This window comes from Serratia sp. NA_112.1 (genome assembly GCF_052691715.1).
In genome coordinates, this window is sequence record NZ_JBQZFO010000002.1 from 494996 (window position 1) to 510798 (window position 15803).

Genomic DNA, 15803 nt, shown 5'->3' on the forward strand with positions numbered 1-15803 from the left:
CGCATTATGATGATTATTCGCCCTATAGAGCGTCGCGATTTGGCTGATTTACTGACGCTCGCCGGTAAGTCCGGCATCGGTCTCACTTCACTGCCGCAAGACGAAGATACCTTGCTGGCACGCATTGAGCGGGCGTTAAAAACCTGGCAAGGCGAACTTCCGCGTGGTGAGCAGTGTTATCTGTTTGTGCTGGAAGACACGGAGCGTCAACAGGCGGTCGGGGTCTGCGCCATTGAAGTGGCGGTTGGCCTGACCGAACCCTGGTATAGCTTCCGCGTTGGCACTCAGGTGCATGCCTCCAAGCAGTTGAATGTGTATAAATCGGTTCCGACGCTGTTCCTCAGCAACGATCACACCGGCCATTCCGAACTGTGCACGCTGTTCCTCGATCCGGACTACCGTCACGGCGAAAACGGCAAGCTGCTGTCAAAGGTGCGTTTTCTGTTTATTGCCGCTTTCCGTGAACGTTTCTCTGAGCGCCTGATTGCCGAAATGCGTGGCTTCTCCGATGAAGAGGGCCGTTCCCCATTCTGGGAGAGCGTTGGCAATCATTTCTTTTCCATCGAGTTCGCCAAGGCGGACTACCTGAGCGGCACCGGTCAGAAGGCGTTTATTGCCGAACTGATGCCAAAGCACCCGCTGTATGTCGATTTCCTGGCCGAAGACGCGCAAAAAGTGATTGGTGAAGTGCACCCGCAAACGGTACCGGCACGCCGGGTACTGGAGTCGGAAGGCCTGCGTTATCAGGGCTATGTCGATATCTTCGACGGTGGCCCGACGCTGGAAGCGGAAATCGACCATATCCGCGCGGTCAAGCAAAGCCGCCTGGTGAAAGTGGTGCTGGATGAAACGCCGATGCGCGCCGATGTGCCGGTTCATCTGGTGGCTAACGATCATTATCAAAATTACCGCGCACTGTTGGTCAATGCCGAATTGTATGACGACCGTCTGCACCTCAATGCGGCCACCGCTGCGGCGCTGGGCGTTGAGCAAGGCAGCCCGGTGCGGGTTATCCCCCTTATTGCACAGGAGAAAGCGTAATGTCACATCCTGCACTGTTTATTAATGGCGCCTGGCAGCAGGGCCGTGGCGCTGAGTTCAGCAAAACCGATCCGGTCGACAATCAGCCGCTGTGGCAGGCTAAGGCCGCCGACGGCAGCGATGTAGCCGCCGCTTGCGAAGCGGCTCGTGCGGCGTTCCCTGCCTGGGCGCGCACTCCGTTTGAACAACGCGAACAACGGGTGAAACGTTTTGCCGCGCTGTTGGAAGAGCACAAGTCGCATTTGGCGGCCACCATCAGCCGTGAAACCAGCAAACCGCGCTGGGAAACGCTGACCGAAGTCCAGGCGATGATCGGCAAAGTGGCGATTTCCCTGCAGGCTTATCAGGCGCGTACCGGCGTTAGCCAGACCGCGATGGCGGACGGTGCTTCGGTGCTGCGCCACCGGCCACACGGCGTGCTGGCGGTGTTTGGGCCTTATAACTTCCCCGGCCATCTACCCAATGGGCACATTGTGCCGGCCTTGTTGGCGGGCAACACGGTGGTATTCAAGCCGAGTGAACTGACCCCCCAGACCGCCGAGGAAACCCTGAAGCTGTGGCAGCAGGCCGGTTTGCCTGCCGGGGTGCTCAATATGGTGCAGGGCGGACGTGAAACCGGCGAAGCACTGGCCGCCAGCAGCGATATCGACGGTCTGCTGTTTACCGGCAGCGCCGGCACTGGTTATCACCTGCATCGTCAGTTGGCGGGGCAGCCTGAAAAAATCCTGGCATTGGAAATGGGTGGCAACAACGCGCTGATTGTTGACCAGATTGAAGACTGCGATGCGGCGGTCAACCTGGCGATCCAGTCGGCGTTTATTTCCGCCGGTCAGCGCTGCACCTGTTCACGCCGCATTCTGGTGAAACGCGGTAATGAGGGCGATGCCTTTATCGAGCGTTTGGTGCAGGTGGCGAGTGCGTTGCGTATTGGGCGTTGGGACGCTGAACCTCAGCCGTTTATGGGCGGGGTGATCTCTTCAGCGGCGGCAGAAAAAATGCTGGCGGCACAACATCACCTGCTGTCACTGGGCGGCAAAGCCTTGCTGACCATGCAGCGCCTGGAAAGCGGCAGCGCATTGCTCAGCCCCGGCATTATTGACGTGACCGGCGTGCGTGACGTGCCGGACGAAGAGTACTTTGGCCCACTGACAACCATCATTCGCTATAACGACTTTGATGAAGCCGTGCGTATCGCCAACCAGACGCGTTATGGACTGTCGGTCGGTCTGGTATCGCCGCAGCGTGAGCGCTTTGATCACCTACTGCTGGAAGCGCGCGCCGGTATCGTCAACTGGAACAAACCGTTAACCGGTGCTTCCAGTGCGGCACCGTTCGGCGGCGTGGGGGCTTCCGGCAACCATCGACCAAGCGCCTACTACGCAGCGGATTATTGCGCTTGGCCAATGGCGTCGCTGGAAAGCGAAAGTTTGACGTTGCCGACCAGCCTGTCGCCGGGGCTGTCATTTAATTAAGTTTTACCCGCCGCTTTTCAAGGCACAGCGTTGTTTCTGCAGGGGCGCAGCATGCAGCGCCCCTGCAATATCAGGAGAACAGCATGTCAGGATATGAAGTCAATTTTGATGGTCTGGTGGGCCTGACGCATCACTACGCCGGATTGTCGTTTGGTAATGAGGCTTCGACCCAGCACCAAAATAGCGTGTCGAACCCGAAGCTGGCGGCCAAGCAAGGCTTGCTGAAGATGAAGGCGTTGGCCGATCTCGGTTTCCAGCAGGGGGTTTTACCGCCGCAGGAACGCCCGCATGTGCCAATGTTACGTAAACTGGGCTTTGGCGGCAGCGATGAAAGCGTGTTGGCGCAGGCGATGCAGCAATCCCCACGCCTGCTGTCCGCGCTCAGTTCCGCTTCCTGCATGTGGACCGCCAATGCGGCCACGGTATCGCCTTCCGCGGACAGTGCTGATGGCAAGGTGCATTTCACAGCCGCCAATCTGAACAATAAATTCCATCGCGCGATAGAGGCTGAAACCACCTCTGGCGTACTGCGAGCGATGTTTAACGACCCCCGCCATTTCGCCCACCATGAGGCTTTGCCGCAGGTGGCGCTGTTTGGTGACGAAGGGGCGGCTAACCACAACCGGTTGGGTGGCGACTACGCTAAACGCAGCGTGCAGATGTTTGTTTACGGCCGTCAGGAGTTTGGTGGCGAAATTGCACCAACGCGTTATCCGGCGCGTCAGACGCGTGAAGCCGGGGAGGCGATTGCCCGTCTGCACCAGTTGGACGAGCAGCATACGGTGTTTGTGCAGCAGAATCCGGAGGTGATCGATCAGGGCGTGTTCCATAACGACGTGATTGCCGTTAGCAACCAGAACGTGCTGTTCCATCATCAGCAGGCTTTTTATCGGCAGCAACAGGCGCTGGATGAAGTGCGCCGCAAGATGGCGACGCTGGACAGCGAACTGGTAGCGATTGAGGTGCCGACGACGCGGGTTTCCGTGGCGGATGCGGTGGCAACCTACCTGTTTAACAGCCAGATCCTGACCAAGCCCAACGGCAAGATGATGATCGTGGTACCTGAAGAGTCGCGCCAGCACAGCGGCGTCTGGAGTTACCTGAGCGAGATGGCGGCCAGCGGCGGGCCTATTGATGAAATCAAGGTATTCGATCTGCGTGAGAGCATGCGCAACGGCGGTGGGCCTGCCTGTTTGCGGCTGCGTGTGGCGCTCAATGAGCAGGAGCTGCGGGCGGTTAATCCGCGCGTAATGATGAACGATAGTCTGTTCGTCACGCTCAATGAATGGGTCGATCGCTATTACCGCGATCGCCTGACGCAAAATGACCTTGCCGATCCGCAACTGCTGCGTGAAGGGCGTGAAGCGCTGGATTCCCTGACCACCATCCTCGGGCTGGGTTCGGTTTATCCTTTCCAACAATAGACGGAGCCACCATGTTTGATTTGTTGGCCCTGACGCTGGCGGGGCAGGTTCCCGCTGAGCAACAGGGCGAAAATGCGCATTTGCACTGGCGTTGGCTAACGGAAGGCCTGCTGGAAATCACTCCTAAGCAGGGTTACCGCCAGGCGGTAGTGCTTTCTGCAGGTATCCACGGTAATGAAACCGCCCCGATTGAGTTGTTGAATCAGTTGGTCAAAGACCTGCTCAACGGCGATCGCTCCCTGGCGGTTCGCCTGCTGGTGGTGCTGGGTAACCCGGCGGCGATGCGCGCCGGAAAGCGTTATCTGCACAGTGATATGAACCGGATGTTTGGCGGCCGCTATCGCGATTTTGACCATAGCGGTGAAACCGCGCGGGCACAGCAGCTGGAGCAGGTTATCACGGCGTTTTTCGCCGATGAGAGCGCTGCACGTTTCCATTATGATTTGCATACGGCCATCCGTGATTCGCGCCTGCCGCGCTTTGGCATTCTGCCGTTCCAGACGCGGCCTTATAGTGTAGAGATGCTGGCCTTGCTGGACGCCGCCGATCTGGATGCATTGGTGCTCCACAGTGCACCGGGTGGTACCTTCAGCCATTTCACCAGCGAACATGCCAGCGCCGCCAGCTGCACGCTGGAGCTGGGCAAGGCGCGGCCGTTCGGCGTGAACGATCTGCAGCAGTTTGCCGCCATTAACCGTGCTTTGCAGACGGCGGTGAGTGATGAGCCTTTGCCGCAACGAGCGGGGGATGCTTTGCGGCTATTCCGCGTAGAGCGTTCGCTGATCAAGCGTAGTGAAGACTTCAGGCTGCATCTCAGTGATGATACTGCCAACTTTACCGAGCTGAAGCGGGGAACGCTGCTGTGTGAGCAACCGGGCGAAGAGTACCGGGTTCAGCATGCCAGCGAGTGGATATTGTTTCCTAACCCTGGGGTTGCGCTTGGGTTGCGTGCCGGTATGGTGCTGGTTGAGGCACCGCGCAGCACGCTGTATTGAACGAACGTTTTGTCAGGCGGGTTTATTCTTTTAATGTTTTAGGTTGTAGCGATGTTGGCTGCAACCTTAAATAACCTCGGTATATAATGCTGCTCATTCCTCTTATTTTCCCTCTGATTTATATTCTGCGATTTCTTTTTTGCTTTTTATCTTTTTCCTTCTCATGTGGGCATTTTTGGTGATTTGAATCGAATTAATTATTCGAATCGGTAAAAGCTCGTCTTAAAATCGGGGGGCGGCCCTAAATCAGCTCAATGACTTTACTCAGATAAAAATGTGAAATAAGTAACGTTATTCATAACCATGCTAACTTTCATGGTATTTATGAATCGCATGGAAAGTATGCAAAAAGAAACCAAATTGCACCAAACTAGTGCAACTCAACAAGTTGGTTATAATTTATGTGGTAAATTTCAATGGTAATCAATGGGTTAATTTATACTTAATTGTAATATTTATTTACAAATAAACATGCTTTATCCACGGTGTTTTATGAACTTTTTTATTTGAAGTTGGGATTCATGATGCTAATGTCACATGGCTCCTTTATTAGGGGCGCTCATAAAACGCTAAATGATAAAGTTCACAGCCCAAATCATAAATTGGGCGTGATGGGCAGAAATTAAAATTATAATATCTAGGAAAATAAATGATGAAACGCAGTGTATTAGCCTTAGCTATTGCCCTCGGGGCAATCACCTCCTTTGCCAACGCGGCTGAAATTTATAATAAAGATGGCAATAAACTCGACCTCTATGGTCGTGTATCGGCCAAGCATGTTTTCAGCGATGATAAATCCGAAGACGGCGACAAGACTTATGTCCGTTTGGGTTTTAAAGGCGAAACGCAAATCAATGATCAACTGACCGGTTACGGTCAGTGGGAATACAACGTTCAGGCCAACCACGACGAAGCGCAGGGTACTTCGGGCACCAAAACCCGTCTGGGTTTTGCCGGTCTGAAGTTTGCTGACTACGGTTCATTCGATTACGGCCGCAACTACGGCGTAGTGTACGACGCAGAAGCTTACACCGACATGCTGCCGGAATTCGGCGGGGATACTTACAGCTACACCGATAACTTTATGACCGCACGTTCCAATGGTCTGGCAACCTACCGTAACCGTGATTTCTTCGGTCTGGTAGAAGGCTTGAACCTGGCGTTGCAGTACCAGGGTAAAAACGACGGTGACGGCCGTGACGTGATCAAACAGAACGGCGACGGTTACGGCATGTCCCTGGATTATCAGGACATCGGCGGTTCTGGCATTGGCGTGGCGGCAGCGTTCTCTGACTCCAACCGCACCAGTGCGCAAAAAGAACTGGCTTACGGCAAAGGTGACAGCGCTACAGCCTGGACCACGGCCGTTAAATATGATGCCAACCAGGTTTATCTGGCTGCCATGTATGCTGAAACACGCAACATGACGCCAATCAGCGGCAACGGCGTGTCTGGCTTCGCCAACAAAACGCAGAACTTCGAAATGGTGGCTCAGTACCAATTTGAGAACGGTCTGCGTCCTTCTCTGGCCTACGTGCAATCCAAAGGCAAGGATATCGAAGGGATTGGTGATGTCGATCTGGTGAAATACGTGGAAGTGGGTGCGACTTACTACTTCAACAAAAACATGTACACCTACGTTGACTACAAAATCAACCAGTTGAACGACGATAACAAGCTGAAACTGAGCACTGACGATATCGTGGCAGTGAACCTGACCTATCGCTTCTAAGTTTCAAGACTATTACCTTCTTCCTGTGTCGGGAATCAAAAGGTAAACAGGCAGAGCGTGAGCTCTGCCTTTAAGTTGCTGACAAAGCAGGAAAAAGCGTGGTTTTTCCTGCTTTGTGGTGAGCAGCCGAAAATCAATGAATTGATTTTCCTGATTTTTATTTATCGGCTTCTACTCGCTCTGGGCAGGAATGAGGTTTGTCATCAGTCTGAGGCAGAGCGTGAGCTCTGCCTTTTCTATTATTGAGCGATTATCCTTTGGGTGCTTGTCCCATCACTTCAATTGCCGAGCGTAATGTGGCAAAGCGCTCTTGATTGGTCTCATGCTCAATCTCGTTAACCAAATGGGCCAAAATAGTATTGCCGGAAATTTTTTTATTGAGATTGATCAGCTGGATCACCGCACCGCCCACGACCAGGCTGACGTCGCGTAACAGGGCTTCATAATGTTCGTTTGAGGGGGTAGATCCGGGCATGACGCCGTCTCCATATCGTTCGGGTGAAGCAATTTAGCAAACTGGTGCTATAAAGCATCGCCGGTATGGCACTTTTCCGGTGAATTCAGAAATTCCTCAAAGGAAAATAGCGGAAAAGTTGTCCGAGATCTTACATCGGGGCATATTCGTTGGCAGGCAGCCAAAAACCATCGATAAAATCTTCAAACGGAAAACAACCGGCATGGCGCAGGTTCTGTTCTTTCATGCTGATCAGGCACTGGCGTTCATCGCGCAGAACGTCAACCACGATATCGGCGCAGCCACCATCCAGATAACAGACAAACATCACCAAGGCGTACATCGCGTCTCAAGTCCTTCACCGATCCTTCCATAACCCTATTGTAGGTAAAGTCGGTGATTGTTTCATCCTGGGTTCGCTGCAACCGGACAGATCGGCAACCAAAGAGGACACTTTCGGATTACTCTAACCGCTTAATACCTCAGGGCCCATGGAATATCCTTCTTGCAGTGCTAAGCTTAACTAGCCTTAAGTCAATGCAACATTGTAACCATCGAAAGGAGTGAATATGGGTTTGTTTAACTTCGTCAAAGAAGCGGGCGAAAAACTGTGGGACACAGTGACCGGCAATGCCACTGCCGAAGATCAAAGCGCCAAGCTGAAGGATCACCTCAATAAAACCGGCTTGCCGGGTATCGACAAGGTTGATGTGCAGGTGGTTGACGGTAAAGCGGTGGTGACTGGGGACGCAGTCAGCCAGGAGCTTAAAGAGAAGATCTTGGTGGCCGTAGGTAATGTGGCCGGTATCAGCGGTGTGGAAGACAAGGTGTCGGTTGAACAGGCTGCGGCAGAAAGCCGCTTCTATACCGTGAAAAAGGGCGACACCCTGAGCGCAGTTTCGAAAGAAGTGTATGGCAACGCCAATCTGTACAACAAGATTTTCGAAGCGAACAAGCCAATGTTGTCCAGCCCGGACAAAATCTATCCAGGGCAGGTTCTGCGTATTCCGCAGTAACGCCGGAGAATGATTACCAGCCCGATCTTTGGTCGGGCTTTTTTATTTCATTTGGTATAAGTTAGGTTAATTATTTTATTCTGGTAATAAGAATTTCGAATGTTATAGGTTCTACGCTATCTCAGTTCTGGGCCAATGTTGACCCTCGGCAGGAAAATTGATAGCGTCTTGCCACTCTTGAGGTCTGAGCGGTATTGGCGCGGAATCTGAAAAACCCGCAATAGCGGGCGTTTATCAATCACCCCTCACAAAAACGTTAACGCGTGATGAGTTAAGATAGATTCTGTGAAACAACAACGTAATCCCTCACAAGATAAAAACTACCGTGAAACTTTGGGAGATGCGCAATTTGCTGTCATTGTGCTGGCGATAGCGTCCTGCTCCCTGATCATCTTTACGTTGTCAGTCACGCTGTGGCTGACATGACGTCTTTCAATACAGGGGATAAAATGGAGCACAATCTCCACGATGAAACCAAGCTGTTGGCCGTTATCGGCCTGCTGGTTTCCGTGTTGTTAGTAGTATCAATACTCTTTGGTGTGACTTACTTCTCCGATTTGAAGCATGCTCGCGATGAAGTCGATATCAAGGGCTGCTATATCAAGTCGTCCTAGCGCCGGGGCCTCACAGATTGCGTTCTGGATGCCGGCTCATGCTAAGCTGGCTTCTAGCTGTTCACTCACCTGTGTGACGTTCTGGAGCGTTTTATCATGAGCAATTCCCGCCCAACTCATTCTTCATCTTCCCGCGATTGTCCCGTGGTTGACGGCGTCCGTCAGATCCAGCGTATTGCCGTACGCAACGCCGAAGTCGGCGGCATAGGGATTAATCGTGCCTTGCCTACCCGTGAACGGCGCACCGTGGGAGCTTGGTGCTTTCTCGACCATGCCGGTCCCTCGGTTTTCAGCGGCTCTTCGCAGGGGATGGATGTTGGCCCGCACCCGCATATTGGTCTGCAGACCTTTACCTGGATGATTGAAGGGGAAGTGCTGCACCGTGACAGCTTGGGCAGCGAGCAGATTATACGGCCCGGGCAGGTCAATCTGATGACCGCAGGGCAGGGTATCACGCATACCGAGCAATCAACGGGAGAACAGCGGCGTTTGCATGCCGCGCAGTTATGGATCGCCTTGCCTGCCGAACATGCCGATATGGCACCGCGTTTTGATCATTATCCTGATTTGCCATGTTGGGTAGGTGATGGGGTCAAACAGACTTTGTTGGTGGGGGAGTTTGAACAATATCACTCCCCGGTGATTGCTTTTTCACCATTAATAGCCATTGACCTGGAATGGCAGGCCGATAGTTATTTGCAGTTGCCCCTGCGGGAAGATTTTGAAATAGGCTTTTTGCCCCTTATTGGTGCATTTGAGCTTAATGATGAAAATTTTTCACCCAATGAGTTTGCCTATTTAGGTAAGAATCTTAACCGTATCGGGTTACATGCCAAGAAAGGAAGTCGGGGATTATTAATCGGCGGAGTTCCATTAAGCGAAGAGATTCTCATTTGGTGGAATTTTGTTGGGCACAACAAGCAGGAGATTGCCCGTGCGCAGCATGACTGGGAGCAGGGGAATAGGCGTTTTCCCGATGTTGTTGGCTATTGTGGTCCGCGTATGGCCGCGCCCCGCCTGCCCTGGAGCGATGTTTGATATCGTCAGGCTATAACAAACTAATGGCTTTATTCATTTCGCTCTATTAACGTTAAATTAATGTGATCGAAATTACATGTTTGGGTGTAAATATAGTTTATCTGGTAAATAGTGATCTGGCGCAAATAAAAGGTCGGAGCAGTGGATTAAGATAAATCTCAAGAAGTGATGTTGTCCACCGCTAGTCAGAAGCCTGTGAGGTCATTATGAGCCAAGTACTCTATCGTGCAAGATTATCCCATGTTGTTATTGCAACGGCGGCTTTTTGGATCTCGATCGCAGCGATGCTGGTTGTTGTTCTTAACTAACTCTGAATGATTATGCAATAAACCCGCCCAGGCGGGTTTTTTTATGTCTGTATATTCGAAATATTCAGAGTGTGGTTATACTTGTTAAACCTGATACCTGATTAACCCTGTAAAATAAAATGATAATTATTTCTAATATAATAGTGCTGCTAATCGCCGCGATTCATCTGTATATCCTGATCCTGGAAATGTTCCTTTGGCAGAAGCCCACCGGCAGACGAGTGTTCGCCACTACCGCCGAGTTTGCCGCGGCAACGCGGGTGTTGGCGGCCAATCAGGGGCTGTATAACGGCTTTCTGGCGGCAGGACTGGCATGGGGCGTCTGGCGAGACGAACCTGCAATACAGCTATTTTTCCTCGGCTGCGTGCTGGTAGCGGGCATATTTGGCGGGCTGACGGCCAGTCGTAAAATTCTAAGGGTACAGGCATTACCCGCTTTGATTGGCCTGGTGGCAGTACTGTGGACGCATTAACCCGCCGTTAGCGGCGGCGGGAAAGTCGGTCAGGCAGTTTTTTGATGAATGACGTGCAGCGGTGGGGTGATATGCAGATCCACGCTTAAATCCTGACGAAAATCATAAGGCGTAATATCGAAGCGCTTTCTGAACATATAAGTGAAGTGTGACTGTGAGCCGAAACCGAAATCGAGGGCGATGTCGAAAATAGAGGCGTCACTGCTTCGCAACTGGTATACCGCGCCGGCCAGCCTGCGTTCACGGATGTACTTGCCCAGCGAAATCCCGGTCGCTTCTTTGAACAACTTCTGCATGTGCCACAGAGAGTAGCCGGAATACTTGGCCAGCTCTTCGAGATGGATCACTCTTCCAAGGTGAGTTTCGACCCATTTACTGAGGGCGCAGACTAATGAGAGGTGGTGTTCTTGTATCATCAGTGCGTCTGTGTGAGATCTACATAGCGCTGAAGTATACACAACTTGCCGCCCTGGACAAAAAAGCCGCCGACATCAGGGGGAAATTATTCGGAAAAACCATCGTCAGGTGGCTTGTCATTCGAAACGAAAAACGGCTAATCTGGGATTGCCCGCTGCCACTGCTACCGAAGTGGGTCAGGTCGCAAAAAATAACAGCCTAAGCAGAATCAGCCGTGACAATTCAGCGTTGATGGGGTGATCGCATGTTAATGACAGTGATTATTACTCTGGTTGTAATTGTAGGTGTAGCCGCTTTTATGGTGACACCGGTGATGAGAATGAATAATGCGGAAGGTATGGGAGGTGAAGAGCCGTGAAGTCAGAGCAGAATATGGCCCCAAAAGGGGTTTGACAGACTACCGAAAAAGCCTGGGCAATCAATGACCCGGGCTTTTTATTGGTGAGCGTTTGCCGATCAGACGTTTTTCCGCTCCACGGTTTCTTCGCCCCAGTACAACTGGTCGGCGCTGGTTTTGGCAAACGCCATTTGCAACGCTTCGTCGCTACCTTCTTCCCAGATTTTTTGTGCCAAAACCTCGTCATTTTTTGCCAGTTCAAAAATAGCCTCGGCGATCTCAACCGAGGTCTCACGCACGGTAGCCCAGGATTTCACATTGTGGTTTGCCATAACTTTCTCCTGTTGGGGTGTGGCTGAGGGATACGCCTAAATGCGCGCCGCTCAAGCCCCAAGTATAGGTCAATTCAACCGGGTGTTTTGACGGCCAATGCGTAATAACGTTGAAAATTCAGCGGCAAACGGCCAGGGGGCAGCAAAGCGCCAGTCGGCATGCTATTGTGTGCGGCGTCTGAATCAAGAAGGAAAGGTATTATGTCCGACATGCTGAGCAACGATCAGGAATTGGCTTCCGATCTGGTAGCCTGCCAATTGGTGATCAAACAGATCCTGGATGTTATCGATGTAATTGCACCCACCGAGGTGCGGGACAAGATGGCCAGCCAGTTGAAAAGCATCGATTTTACCACTCACCCAGCCGGTGCCGATCCCGTGACCCGGCGGGCGATTGAAAAAGCGATCGCGCTGATTGAAATGAAGTTTACCCGCAACTGATGGGGAACCGCCGCTGAGCGACGGTTTGAGCGGTGGTGATTAATCCACCACCGTTTCGATTTTCTTGAACAGCGGACAGTCGGCAACGCCAATCAGGCCGTTGTCACCATGCAGATACTGAGCTATCACCATGTTACGTGCCGTCATGTACTTACACTGCAATCCCAACCCCCCGACGTTTTTATTGCTGCCGACCAATACGCCATATCCCGAGAACAAAAACGCGCCATAAACTACCGCCAGCAGAACCGCCCATTTAATCAGCTTACCCATTGTGACTCCTTGTTATTTATCTTCATTGCGATATAGCCACGCGGCAGAACGGGCCGCAATGGTAACAATCTGAAAAGTGGTTCTGGCGCTGGCTTCTAAACGACAGGTTAAAGTTCGTTTAGGTTGGCTGTGATACATTCGGAACAAATTATCAAGATAACAGTGAGATTGCTAAATTTGTTGCGGAAAAAAATCCTCGTGATAATTGCCTTCCTTGCTGCCTGCCTGTTCTTTTATCTGTTGGCGCTGGATAGTTATTGCGATGCGGGGGGGACATTTGCGTTGGGAGTTTGCTCCGTCACCCGTTTCGTTCCCTGGTGAGTTGCGTAGCGGTGCGTGACAATTTTCTATCGGGATGTTCGAGCTGGCGTCCGGAGTGCTAAGATGTCCGCCTGTTTTTAGCAGTAGATAGGGTTGTCCATGTACGATTTAGGTTTTGGTCCGAATAGCCTGGTGTCGCTGGTTGTCGCCGTGTTGGCAGTGCTGGTGGGATTATGGATCTGGTTCCTGGTGAATCGCGCCAGTGTGCGAGCCAATGAGCAGATCCGCCTGCTGCAGGAAATTGCCGAGCAGCAGCGTCAACAAACCGCATTATTGAAAAGCCTGGCGCAAAGCGCGCGCGGTGATAGTGTGACGGACGATGACGATCTCAGCCCGGCGCTGGATTTCAAAGGTTTTATCCCCGAGCGTTAAGCAAACTTCCTACCGGGTGGCCTTGCCACCCGCGTTGTGCTGAAAACATTAGTATAGATAATATGAAAAGCCATCCCATTGTCATAAATCTGTCGTCTTGACGTCGTAATGTAGCGCCAACTCTACGAAAGATGGATAAAGCCGATGATTAAATGGTATGAAGAAAGCGACGCCGAAGTGAACCGCAGCATTGCGCTGATCACCGGAGAAAATCCGGACAAGTGGTATCCTTACGGCGGCGTGAAAGGTAAAGATTATTGTAAGAACCCCTCCGATGCCTGGCCGATTATCTGTGCCAATAAAATCAGTCTGAATGCCGATACCCAAAGCGATAGCTCGCAGTGGCAGGCACGCATGAGCACCCAGTGTGGCGAGTGGCAGGCGGACTGCAGCAGCCCACTGCGCGCGGCAATGATCTGTTTCCTGTTGAGCCAGCAAACTAACGAAATGGTACGTTGAAACACCAGAATTACTGATGACTTTCCCTTTTTATGACAACAGAACTTGTCTCTGGCGGAGCCTGTTTATGAAGCGCATTATTAAAGGTGATAAAAACTTGTCACATCTGGTGGTTGCCCATGCGGCAATCGATCGTCATGCCGAAAGCTTTGGTCAGCGCCGACAGGGCTGGCCGTCAACCTATCTGATAAAATATCAAAACGATCGCGTGGCGGTCGAAGTGGTCACGCGCCGTCAATCCTACGTCGCAACGCTGATGATTGGCGCGCGCAATCTGACCAAGTTGTGCGGCCTGTCCGGCTAAAGGCCTCCTCTCTATAGGGTTATTTCCAGTCTAAAATATCGCCCTGGCCATCTTTGCCGGGGCGCTATTCCTTGATGCTCACGGGGTTAAGTGTTAAAAAGCCGCCCGCAGATACATTTATTGATTGGCGAAATCTTGTGCAAAAGCGGCAGGATCCCACGCCATATGAGGATAATATGGGCGGTCAGCAGCAGGATACCCCGCTAAAACGCGGTTTAAAAAACAGACATATACAACTTATCGCCCTGGGTGGCGCCATTGGCACCGGCCTGTTTCTCGGCATTGCACAGACCATAAAAATGGCTGGCCCTTCGGTGCTGCTGGGCTATGCCATCGGCGGCTTTATCGCTTTTCTGATCATGCGGCAATTGGGTGAGATGGTGGTTGAAGAGCCGGTTGCGGGTTCGTTCAGCCACTTTGCCTATAAATACTGGGGTGATTTTGCCGGTTTTCTTTCCGGCTGGAACTACTGGGCGATGTTCATTTTGGTCGGCATGGCCGAACTGACCGCAGTTGGCATCTATATTCAATATTGGTGGCCGGACATCCCTACCTGGGTTTCCGCCGCAGTATTCTTTGTCCTGATAAATCTGATCAACCTGGTTAATGTGCGGCTGTACGGCGAAACCGAGTTTTGGTTTGCCATTATCAAAGTGGTAGCCATTGTCGGCATGATTGTTTTCGGTGCCTGGCTATTGGCCAGCGGCAACGGCGGTCCGCAAGCCAGTATCAGCAACCTGTGGGAGCAGGGCGGTTTTATGCCGCACGGCATCGAAGGGTTGGTGATGGCGATGGCGGTGATCATGTTTTCCTTCGGTGGGCTGGAGATGGTGGGTATTACCGCCGCCGAAGCGGCCGATCCGCGTCGCAGTATTCCTAAAGCCACCAACCAGGTGGTATACCGTATCCTGATTTTTTATATCGGTTCGTTGACGGTGCTGCTTTCACTCTATCCTTGGCACAAAGTGGTGGAAGGCGGCAGCCCGTTCGTGATGATATTCCATGCGCTGAACAGCAACCTGGTGGCGACCCTGCTTAACGTGGTGGTGCTGACTGCAGCGCTGTCGGTGTACAATAGCGGGGTCTATGCCAATAGCCGGATGCTGTTCGGCCTGGCGACACAGGGGAATGCTCCCAAGGCATTGACCCGGGTGAATAAGCGTGGCGTTCCGGTATTGTCGATCGCGCTGTCGGCGCTGGTGACTTCGGTCGGTGTACTGATCAACTATGTCATGCCCGGTAAGGCGTTTGAGTTGCTGATGGCGTTGGTGGTGTCCACCCTGGTGATTAACTGGGTTATGATTTGTCTGGCACACCTGCGATTCCGCGCGGCGAAGAACCGCCAGGGCGTGATCCCGGTCTTCAAGGCCTTGTGGTATCCCTTCGGCAACTATTTGTGCCTGGTGTTCCTGAGCCTGATTCTGGTGATTATGTATTTCAGCGAGGGGATCCGTATATCGGTATTACTGATGCCGGTGTGGATCTTGCTGTTGTGGGTTGGTTTTCTGCTGACGCGCCGCAAAGGCGCTAAAGTACGGCGGTAATTTTTAACGGAGGCGCTATCTGGCGCCTCCGTTCCATTCATTAGCTGCGTGGCATAAAGGCATTGCCTGGGGTGGCGCGACCCAATCCCAACAGCTTCCTGCACAGCAGGAACAGGGTGGTGATGACATCGATAGCCACCACGCTTAGCATCAGTACGCTCAGCATGAAGAAACTCACCAGCGCACCAAACAATAGCACCAGCGGTACCGGTACGCGTACCCGGCGCAGTTTCATTGCGGCATACATTTTCCAATACTGCATCTGTGCCAGCATCGCGCTGCGGATACGGCCCAGTCGAACACCTGACTTGCGTGATGTAGAACGGCTCATAACTTCTCCTTTTCTGAATGTCCTATAAGTAAATCACAAGGATCTTAAGAGATGCTTAACAGGCTCTAGTCGGCCCTGGCATTCTCACAAGGACTGTGACAACAC

22 protein-coding genes are annotated in these 15803 nt (G+C 52.2%); 16 read left to right on the top strand and 6 right to left on the bottom strand.

Features of this window, described 5'->3' with window-relative positions; translation table 11 throughout:
* Positions 1 to 6 precede the first annotated feature (6 nt).
* The 5 genes from astA to ompC all read left to right on the top strand — a co-directional run bounded on the left by astA (position 7) and on the right by ompC (position 6664).
* Positions 7 to 1041, top strand: a complete 1035-nt coding sequence (astA, locus tag ACUTQ5_RS06650) for an arginine N-succinyltransferase (RefSeq protein WP_445650600.1) — start codon at positions 7 to 9, stop codon at positions 1039 to 1041.
* Positions 1041 to 2513 carry a succinylglutamate-semialdehyde dehydrogenase gene (gene astD / locus ACUTQ5_RS06655; RefSeq protein WP_445650601.1) on the top strand — a complete coding sequence of 491 codons (1473 nt, stop codon included), beginning with the start codon at positions 1041 to 1043 and terminating at the stop codon, positions 2511 to 2513. Before astA ends, astD begins: the two co-directional genes overlap by 1 nt.
* Before the next feature lie 83 nt (positions 2514 to 2596).
* A complete protein-coding gene (gene astB / locus ACUTQ5_RS06660) occupies positions 2597 to 3937 on the top strand; it encodes an N-succinylarginine dihydrolase (protein WP_261122212.1) in 1341 nt (446 codons plus the stop codon).
* Between the two features lie 11 nt (positions 3938 to 3948).
* Positions 3949 to 4932: a succinylglutamate desuccinylase gene (gene astE / locus ACUTQ5_RS06665; protein WP_445650602.1), complete on the top strand. Its 984-nt coding sequence runs from the start codon at positions 3949 to 3951 to the stop codon at positions 4930 to 4932.
* 649 nt (positions 4933 to 5581) lie between these two features.
* Entirely contained in the window at positions 5582 to 6664 is a 1083-nt protein-coding gene (gene ompC, locus ACUTQ5_RS06670; RefSeq protein WP_445650603.1) for a porin OmpC, read from the top strand.
* Positions 6665 to 6914: 250 nt separating this feature from the next.
* Here ompC and ACUTQ5_RS06675 read toward each other — a convergent pair whose 3' ends face one another.
* On the bottom strand, positions 6915 to 7139 hold the full coding sequence (locus ACUTQ5_RS06675; protein ID WP_426505012.1) for a biofilm development regulator YmgB/AriR family protein: 225 nt from the start codon (positions 7137 to 7139) through the stop codon (positions 6915 to 6917).
* A 130-nt stretch (positions 7140 to 7269) separates the two neighbouring features.
* Positions 7270 to 7461: a YdfD/YebW family protein gene (locus ACUTQ5_RS06680; protein ID WP_012145560.1), complete on the bottom strand. Its 192-nt coding sequence runs from the start codon at positions 7459 to 7461 to the stop codon at positions 7270 to 7272.
* 226 nt (positions 7462 to 7687) lie between these two features.
* On the opposite strand from ACUTQ5_RS06680, the gene lysM reads away from it, so the two are divergent.
* The 5 genes from lysM to ACUTQ5_RS06705 all read left to right on the top strand — a co-directional run bounded on the left by lysM (position 7688) and on the right by ACUTQ5_RS06705 (position 10567).
* The gene (gene lysM / locus ACUTQ5_RS06685; protein WP_135316927.1) at positions 7688 to 8134 is read left to right on the top strand and encodes a peptidoglycan-binding protein LysM; all 447 of its coding nucleotides are present in this window, start codon (positions 7688 to 7690) and stop codon (positions 8132 to 8134) included.
* Between the two features lie 285 nt (positions 8135 to 8419).
* Positions 8420 to 8560 carry a hypothetical protein gene (locus ACUTQ5_RS06690; RefSeq protein ID WP_445650604.1) on the top strand — a complete coding sequence of 47 codons (141 nt, stop codon included), beginning with the start codon at positions 8420 to 8422 and terminating at the stop codon, positions 8558 to 8560.
* A gap of 23 nt (positions 8561 to 8583) precedes the next feature.
* Entirely contained in the window at positions 8584 to 8748 is a 165-nt protein-coding gene (locus ACUTQ5_RS06695) for a hypothetical protein (protein ID WP_017893125.1), read from the top strand.
* Between the two features lie 96 nt (positions 8749 to 8844).
* The gene (locus ACUTQ5_RS06700) at positions 8845 to 9786 is read left to right on the top strand and encodes a pirin family protein (protein WP_445650605.1); all 942 of its coding nucleotides are present in this window, start codon (positions 8845 to 8847) and stop codon (positions 9784 to 9786) included.
* A 427-nt stretch (positions 9787 to 10213) separates the two neighbouring features.
* Positions 10214 to 10567 carry a DUF1304 domain-containing protein gene (locus ACUTQ5_RS06705; RefSeq protein ID WP_445650606.1) on the top strand — a complete coding sequence of 118 codons (354 nt, stop codon included), beginning with the start codon at positions 10214 to 10216 and terminating at the stop codon, positions 10565 to 10567.
* Positions 10568 to 10596: 29 nt separating this feature from the next.
* On the opposite strand, the gene ACUTQ5_RS06710 is transcribed toward ACUTQ5_RS06705, so the two are convergent.
* Complete coding sequence (locus ACUTQ5_RS06710) at positions 10597 to 10983, bottom strand: helix-turn-helix domain-containing protein (protein ID WP_445650607.1); 387 nt, start codon at positions 10981 to 10983, stop codon at positions 10597 to 10599.
* 457 nt (positions 10984 to 11440) lie between these two features.
* Entirely contained in the window at positions 11441 to 11653 is a 213-nt protein-coding gene (locus ACUTQ5_RS06715) for a YccJ family protein (RefSeq protein ID WP_012145555.1), read from the bottom strand.
* A 201-nt stretch (positions 11654 to 11854) separates the two neighbouring features.
* Here ACUTQ5_RS06715 and ACUTQ5_RS06720 point away from each other — a divergent pair, with 201 nt between their 5' ends.
* Positions 11855 to 12094, top strand: a complete 240-nt coding sequence (locus ACUTQ5_RS06720) for a DUF2766 family protein (protein ID WP_153860058.1) — start codon at positions 11855 to 11857, stop codon at positions 12092 to 12094.
* 39 nt (positions 12095 to 12133) lie between these two features.
* Here ACUTQ5_RS06720 and ACUTQ5_RS06725 read toward each other — a convergent pair whose 3' ends face one another.
* Complete coding sequence (locus tag ACUTQ5_RS06725) at positions 12134 to 12367, bottom strand: YobH family protein (RefSeq protein ID WP_445650608.1); 234 nt, start codon at positions 12365 to 12367, stop codon at positions 12134 to 12136.
* Between the two features lie 177 nt (positions 12368 to 12544).
* Between ACUTQ5_RS06725 and mgrB the strand changes: the two genes are divergently transcribed.
* The 5 genes from mgrB (at position 12545) to ACUTQ5_RS06750 (ending at position 15367) form a co-directional block, all read left to right on the top strand.
* On the top strand, positions 12545 to 12688 hold the full coding sequence (gene mgrB / locus ACUTQ5_RS06730) for a PhoP/PhoQ regulator MgrB (RefSeq protein WP_112362318.1): 144 nt from the start codon (positions 12545 to 12547) through the stop codon (positions 12686 to 12688).
* Between the two features lie 99 nt (positions 12689 to 12787).
* Positions 12788 to 13060, top strand: coding sequence for a YebO family protein (locus ACUTQ5_RS06735; RefSeq protein WP_445650609.1), 273 nt, complete (start codon positions 12788 to 12790; stop codon positions 13058 to 13060).
* Between the two features lie 144 nt (positions 13061 to 13204).
* Positions 13205 to 13519 (top strand): phage protein NinX family protein, encoded by a 315-nt coding sequence (locus ACUTQ5_RS06740; RefSeq protein ID WP_445650610.1) that lies wholly within the window; start codon positions 13205 to 13207, stop codon positions 13517 to 13519.
* 67 nt (positions 13520 to 13586) lie between these two features.
* Positions 13587 to 13823, top strand: a complete 237-nt coding sequence (locus tag ACUTQ5_RS06745) for a DUF4060 family protein (protein WP_012145549.1) — start codon at positions 13587 to 13589, stop codon at positions 13821 to 13823.
* A 176-nt stretch (positions 13824 to 13999) separates the two neighbouring features.
* Positions 14000 to 15367 (top strand): amino acid permease, encoded by a 1368-nt coding sequence (locus tag ACUTQ5_RS06750; protein WP_426505003.1) that lies wholly within the window; start codon positions 14000 to 14002, stop codon positions 15365 to 15367.
* A gap of 40 nt (positions 15368 to 15407) precedes the next feature.
* On the opposite strand, the gene ACUTQ5_RS06755 is transcribed toward ACUTQ5_RS06750, so the two are convergent.
* Positions 15408 to 15698 carry a hypothetical protein gene (locus ACUTQ5_RS06755; protein ID WP_445650611.1) on the bottom strand — a complete coding sequence of 97 codons (291 nt, stop codon included), beginning with the start codon at positions 15696 to 15698 and terminating at the stop codon, positions 15408 to 15410.
* Between the last annotated feature and the right edge of the window lie 105 nt (positions 15699 to 15803).

Excerpts from the sequence above, each read along its gene's own strand:
- astD (WP_445650601.1), top strand. The coding sequence starts at position 1,041 with ATGTCACATCCTGCACTGTTTATTAATGGCGCCTGGCAGCAGGGCCGT.
- ACUTQ5_RS06700 (WP_445650605.1), top strand. The coding sequence starts at position 8,845 with ATGAGCAATTCCCGCCCAACTCATTCTTCATCTTCCCGCGATTGTCCC.
- ACUTQ5_RS06675 (WP_426505012.1), bottom strand. The coding sequence starts at position 7,139 with ATGCCCGGATCTACCCCCTCAAACGAACATTATGAAGCCCTGTTACGC.
- astA (WP_445650600.1), top strand. The coding sequence starts at position 7 with ATGATGATTATTCGCCCTATAGAGCGTCGCGATTTGGCTGATTTACTG.
- ACUTQ5_RS06740 (WP_445650610.1), top strand. The coding sequence starts at position 13,205 with ATGATTAAATGGTATGAAGAAAGCGACGCCGAAGTGAACCGCAGCATT.
- ACUTQ5_RS06735 (WP_445650609.1), top strand. The coding sequence starts at position 12,788 with ATGTACGATTTAGGTTTTGGTCCGAATAGCCTGGTGTCGCTGGTTGTC.
- lysM (WP_135316927.1), top strand. The coding sequence starts at position 7,688 with ATGGGTTTGTTTAACTTCGTCAAAGAAGCGGGCGAAAAACTGTGGGAC.
- astB (WP_261122212.1), top strand. The coding sequence starts at position 2,597 with ATGTCAGGATATGAAGTCAATTTTGATGGTCTGGTGGGCCTGACGCAT.
- ACUTQ5_RS06715 (WP_012145555.1), bottom strand. The coding sequence starts at position 11,653 with ATGGCAAACCACAATGTGAAATCCTGGGCTACCGTGCGTGAGACCTCG.
- ACUTQ5_RS06745 (WP_012145549.1), top strand. The coding sequence starts at position 13,587 with ATGAAGCGCATTATTAAAGGTGATAAAAACTTGTCACATCTGGTGGTT.
- ACUTQ5_RS06695 (WP_017893125.1), top strand. The coding sequence starts at position 8,584 with ATGGAGCACAATCTCCACGATGAAACCAAGCTGTTGGCCGTTATCGGC.
- ompC (WP_445650603.1), top strand. The coding sequence starts at position 5,582 with ATGATGAAACGCAGTGTATTAGCCTTAGCTATTGCCCTCGGGGCAATC.
- ACUTQ5_RS06755 (WP_445650611.1), bottom strand. The coding sequence starts at position 15,698 with ATGAGCCGTTCTACATCACGCAAGTCAGGTGTTCGACTGGGCCGTATC.
- ACUTQ5_RS06680 (WP_012145560.1), bottom strand. The coding sequence starts at position 7,461 with ATGTACGCCTTGGTGATGTTTGTCTGTTATCTGGATGGTGGCTGCGCC.
- ACUTQ5_RS06705 (WP_445650606.1), top strand. The coding sequence starts at position 10,214 with ATGATAATTATTTCTAATATAATAGTGCTGCTAATCGCCGCGATTCAT.
- ACUTQ5_RS06710 (WP_445650607.1), bottom strand. The coding sequence starts at position 10,983 with ATGATACAAGAACACCACCTCTCATTAGTCTGCGCCCTCAGTAAATGG.
- ACUTQ5_RS06725 (WP_445650608.1), bottom strand. The coding sequence starts at position 12,367 with ATGGGTAAGCTGATTAAATGGGCGGTTCTGCTGGCGGTAGTTTATGGC.
- ACUTQ5_RS06720 (WP_153860058.1), top strand. The coding sequence starts at position 11,855 with ATGTCCGACATGCTGAGCAACGATCAGGAATTGGCTTCCGATCTGGTA.
- astE (WP_445650602.1), top strand. The coding sequence starts at position 3,949 with ATGTTTGATTTGTTGGCCCTGACGCTGGCGGGGCAGGTTCCCGCTGAG.
- ACUTQ5_RS06750 (WP_426505003.1), top strand. The coding sequence starts at position 14,000 with ATGGGCGGTCAGCAGCAGGATACCCCGCTAAAACGCGGTTTAAAAAAC.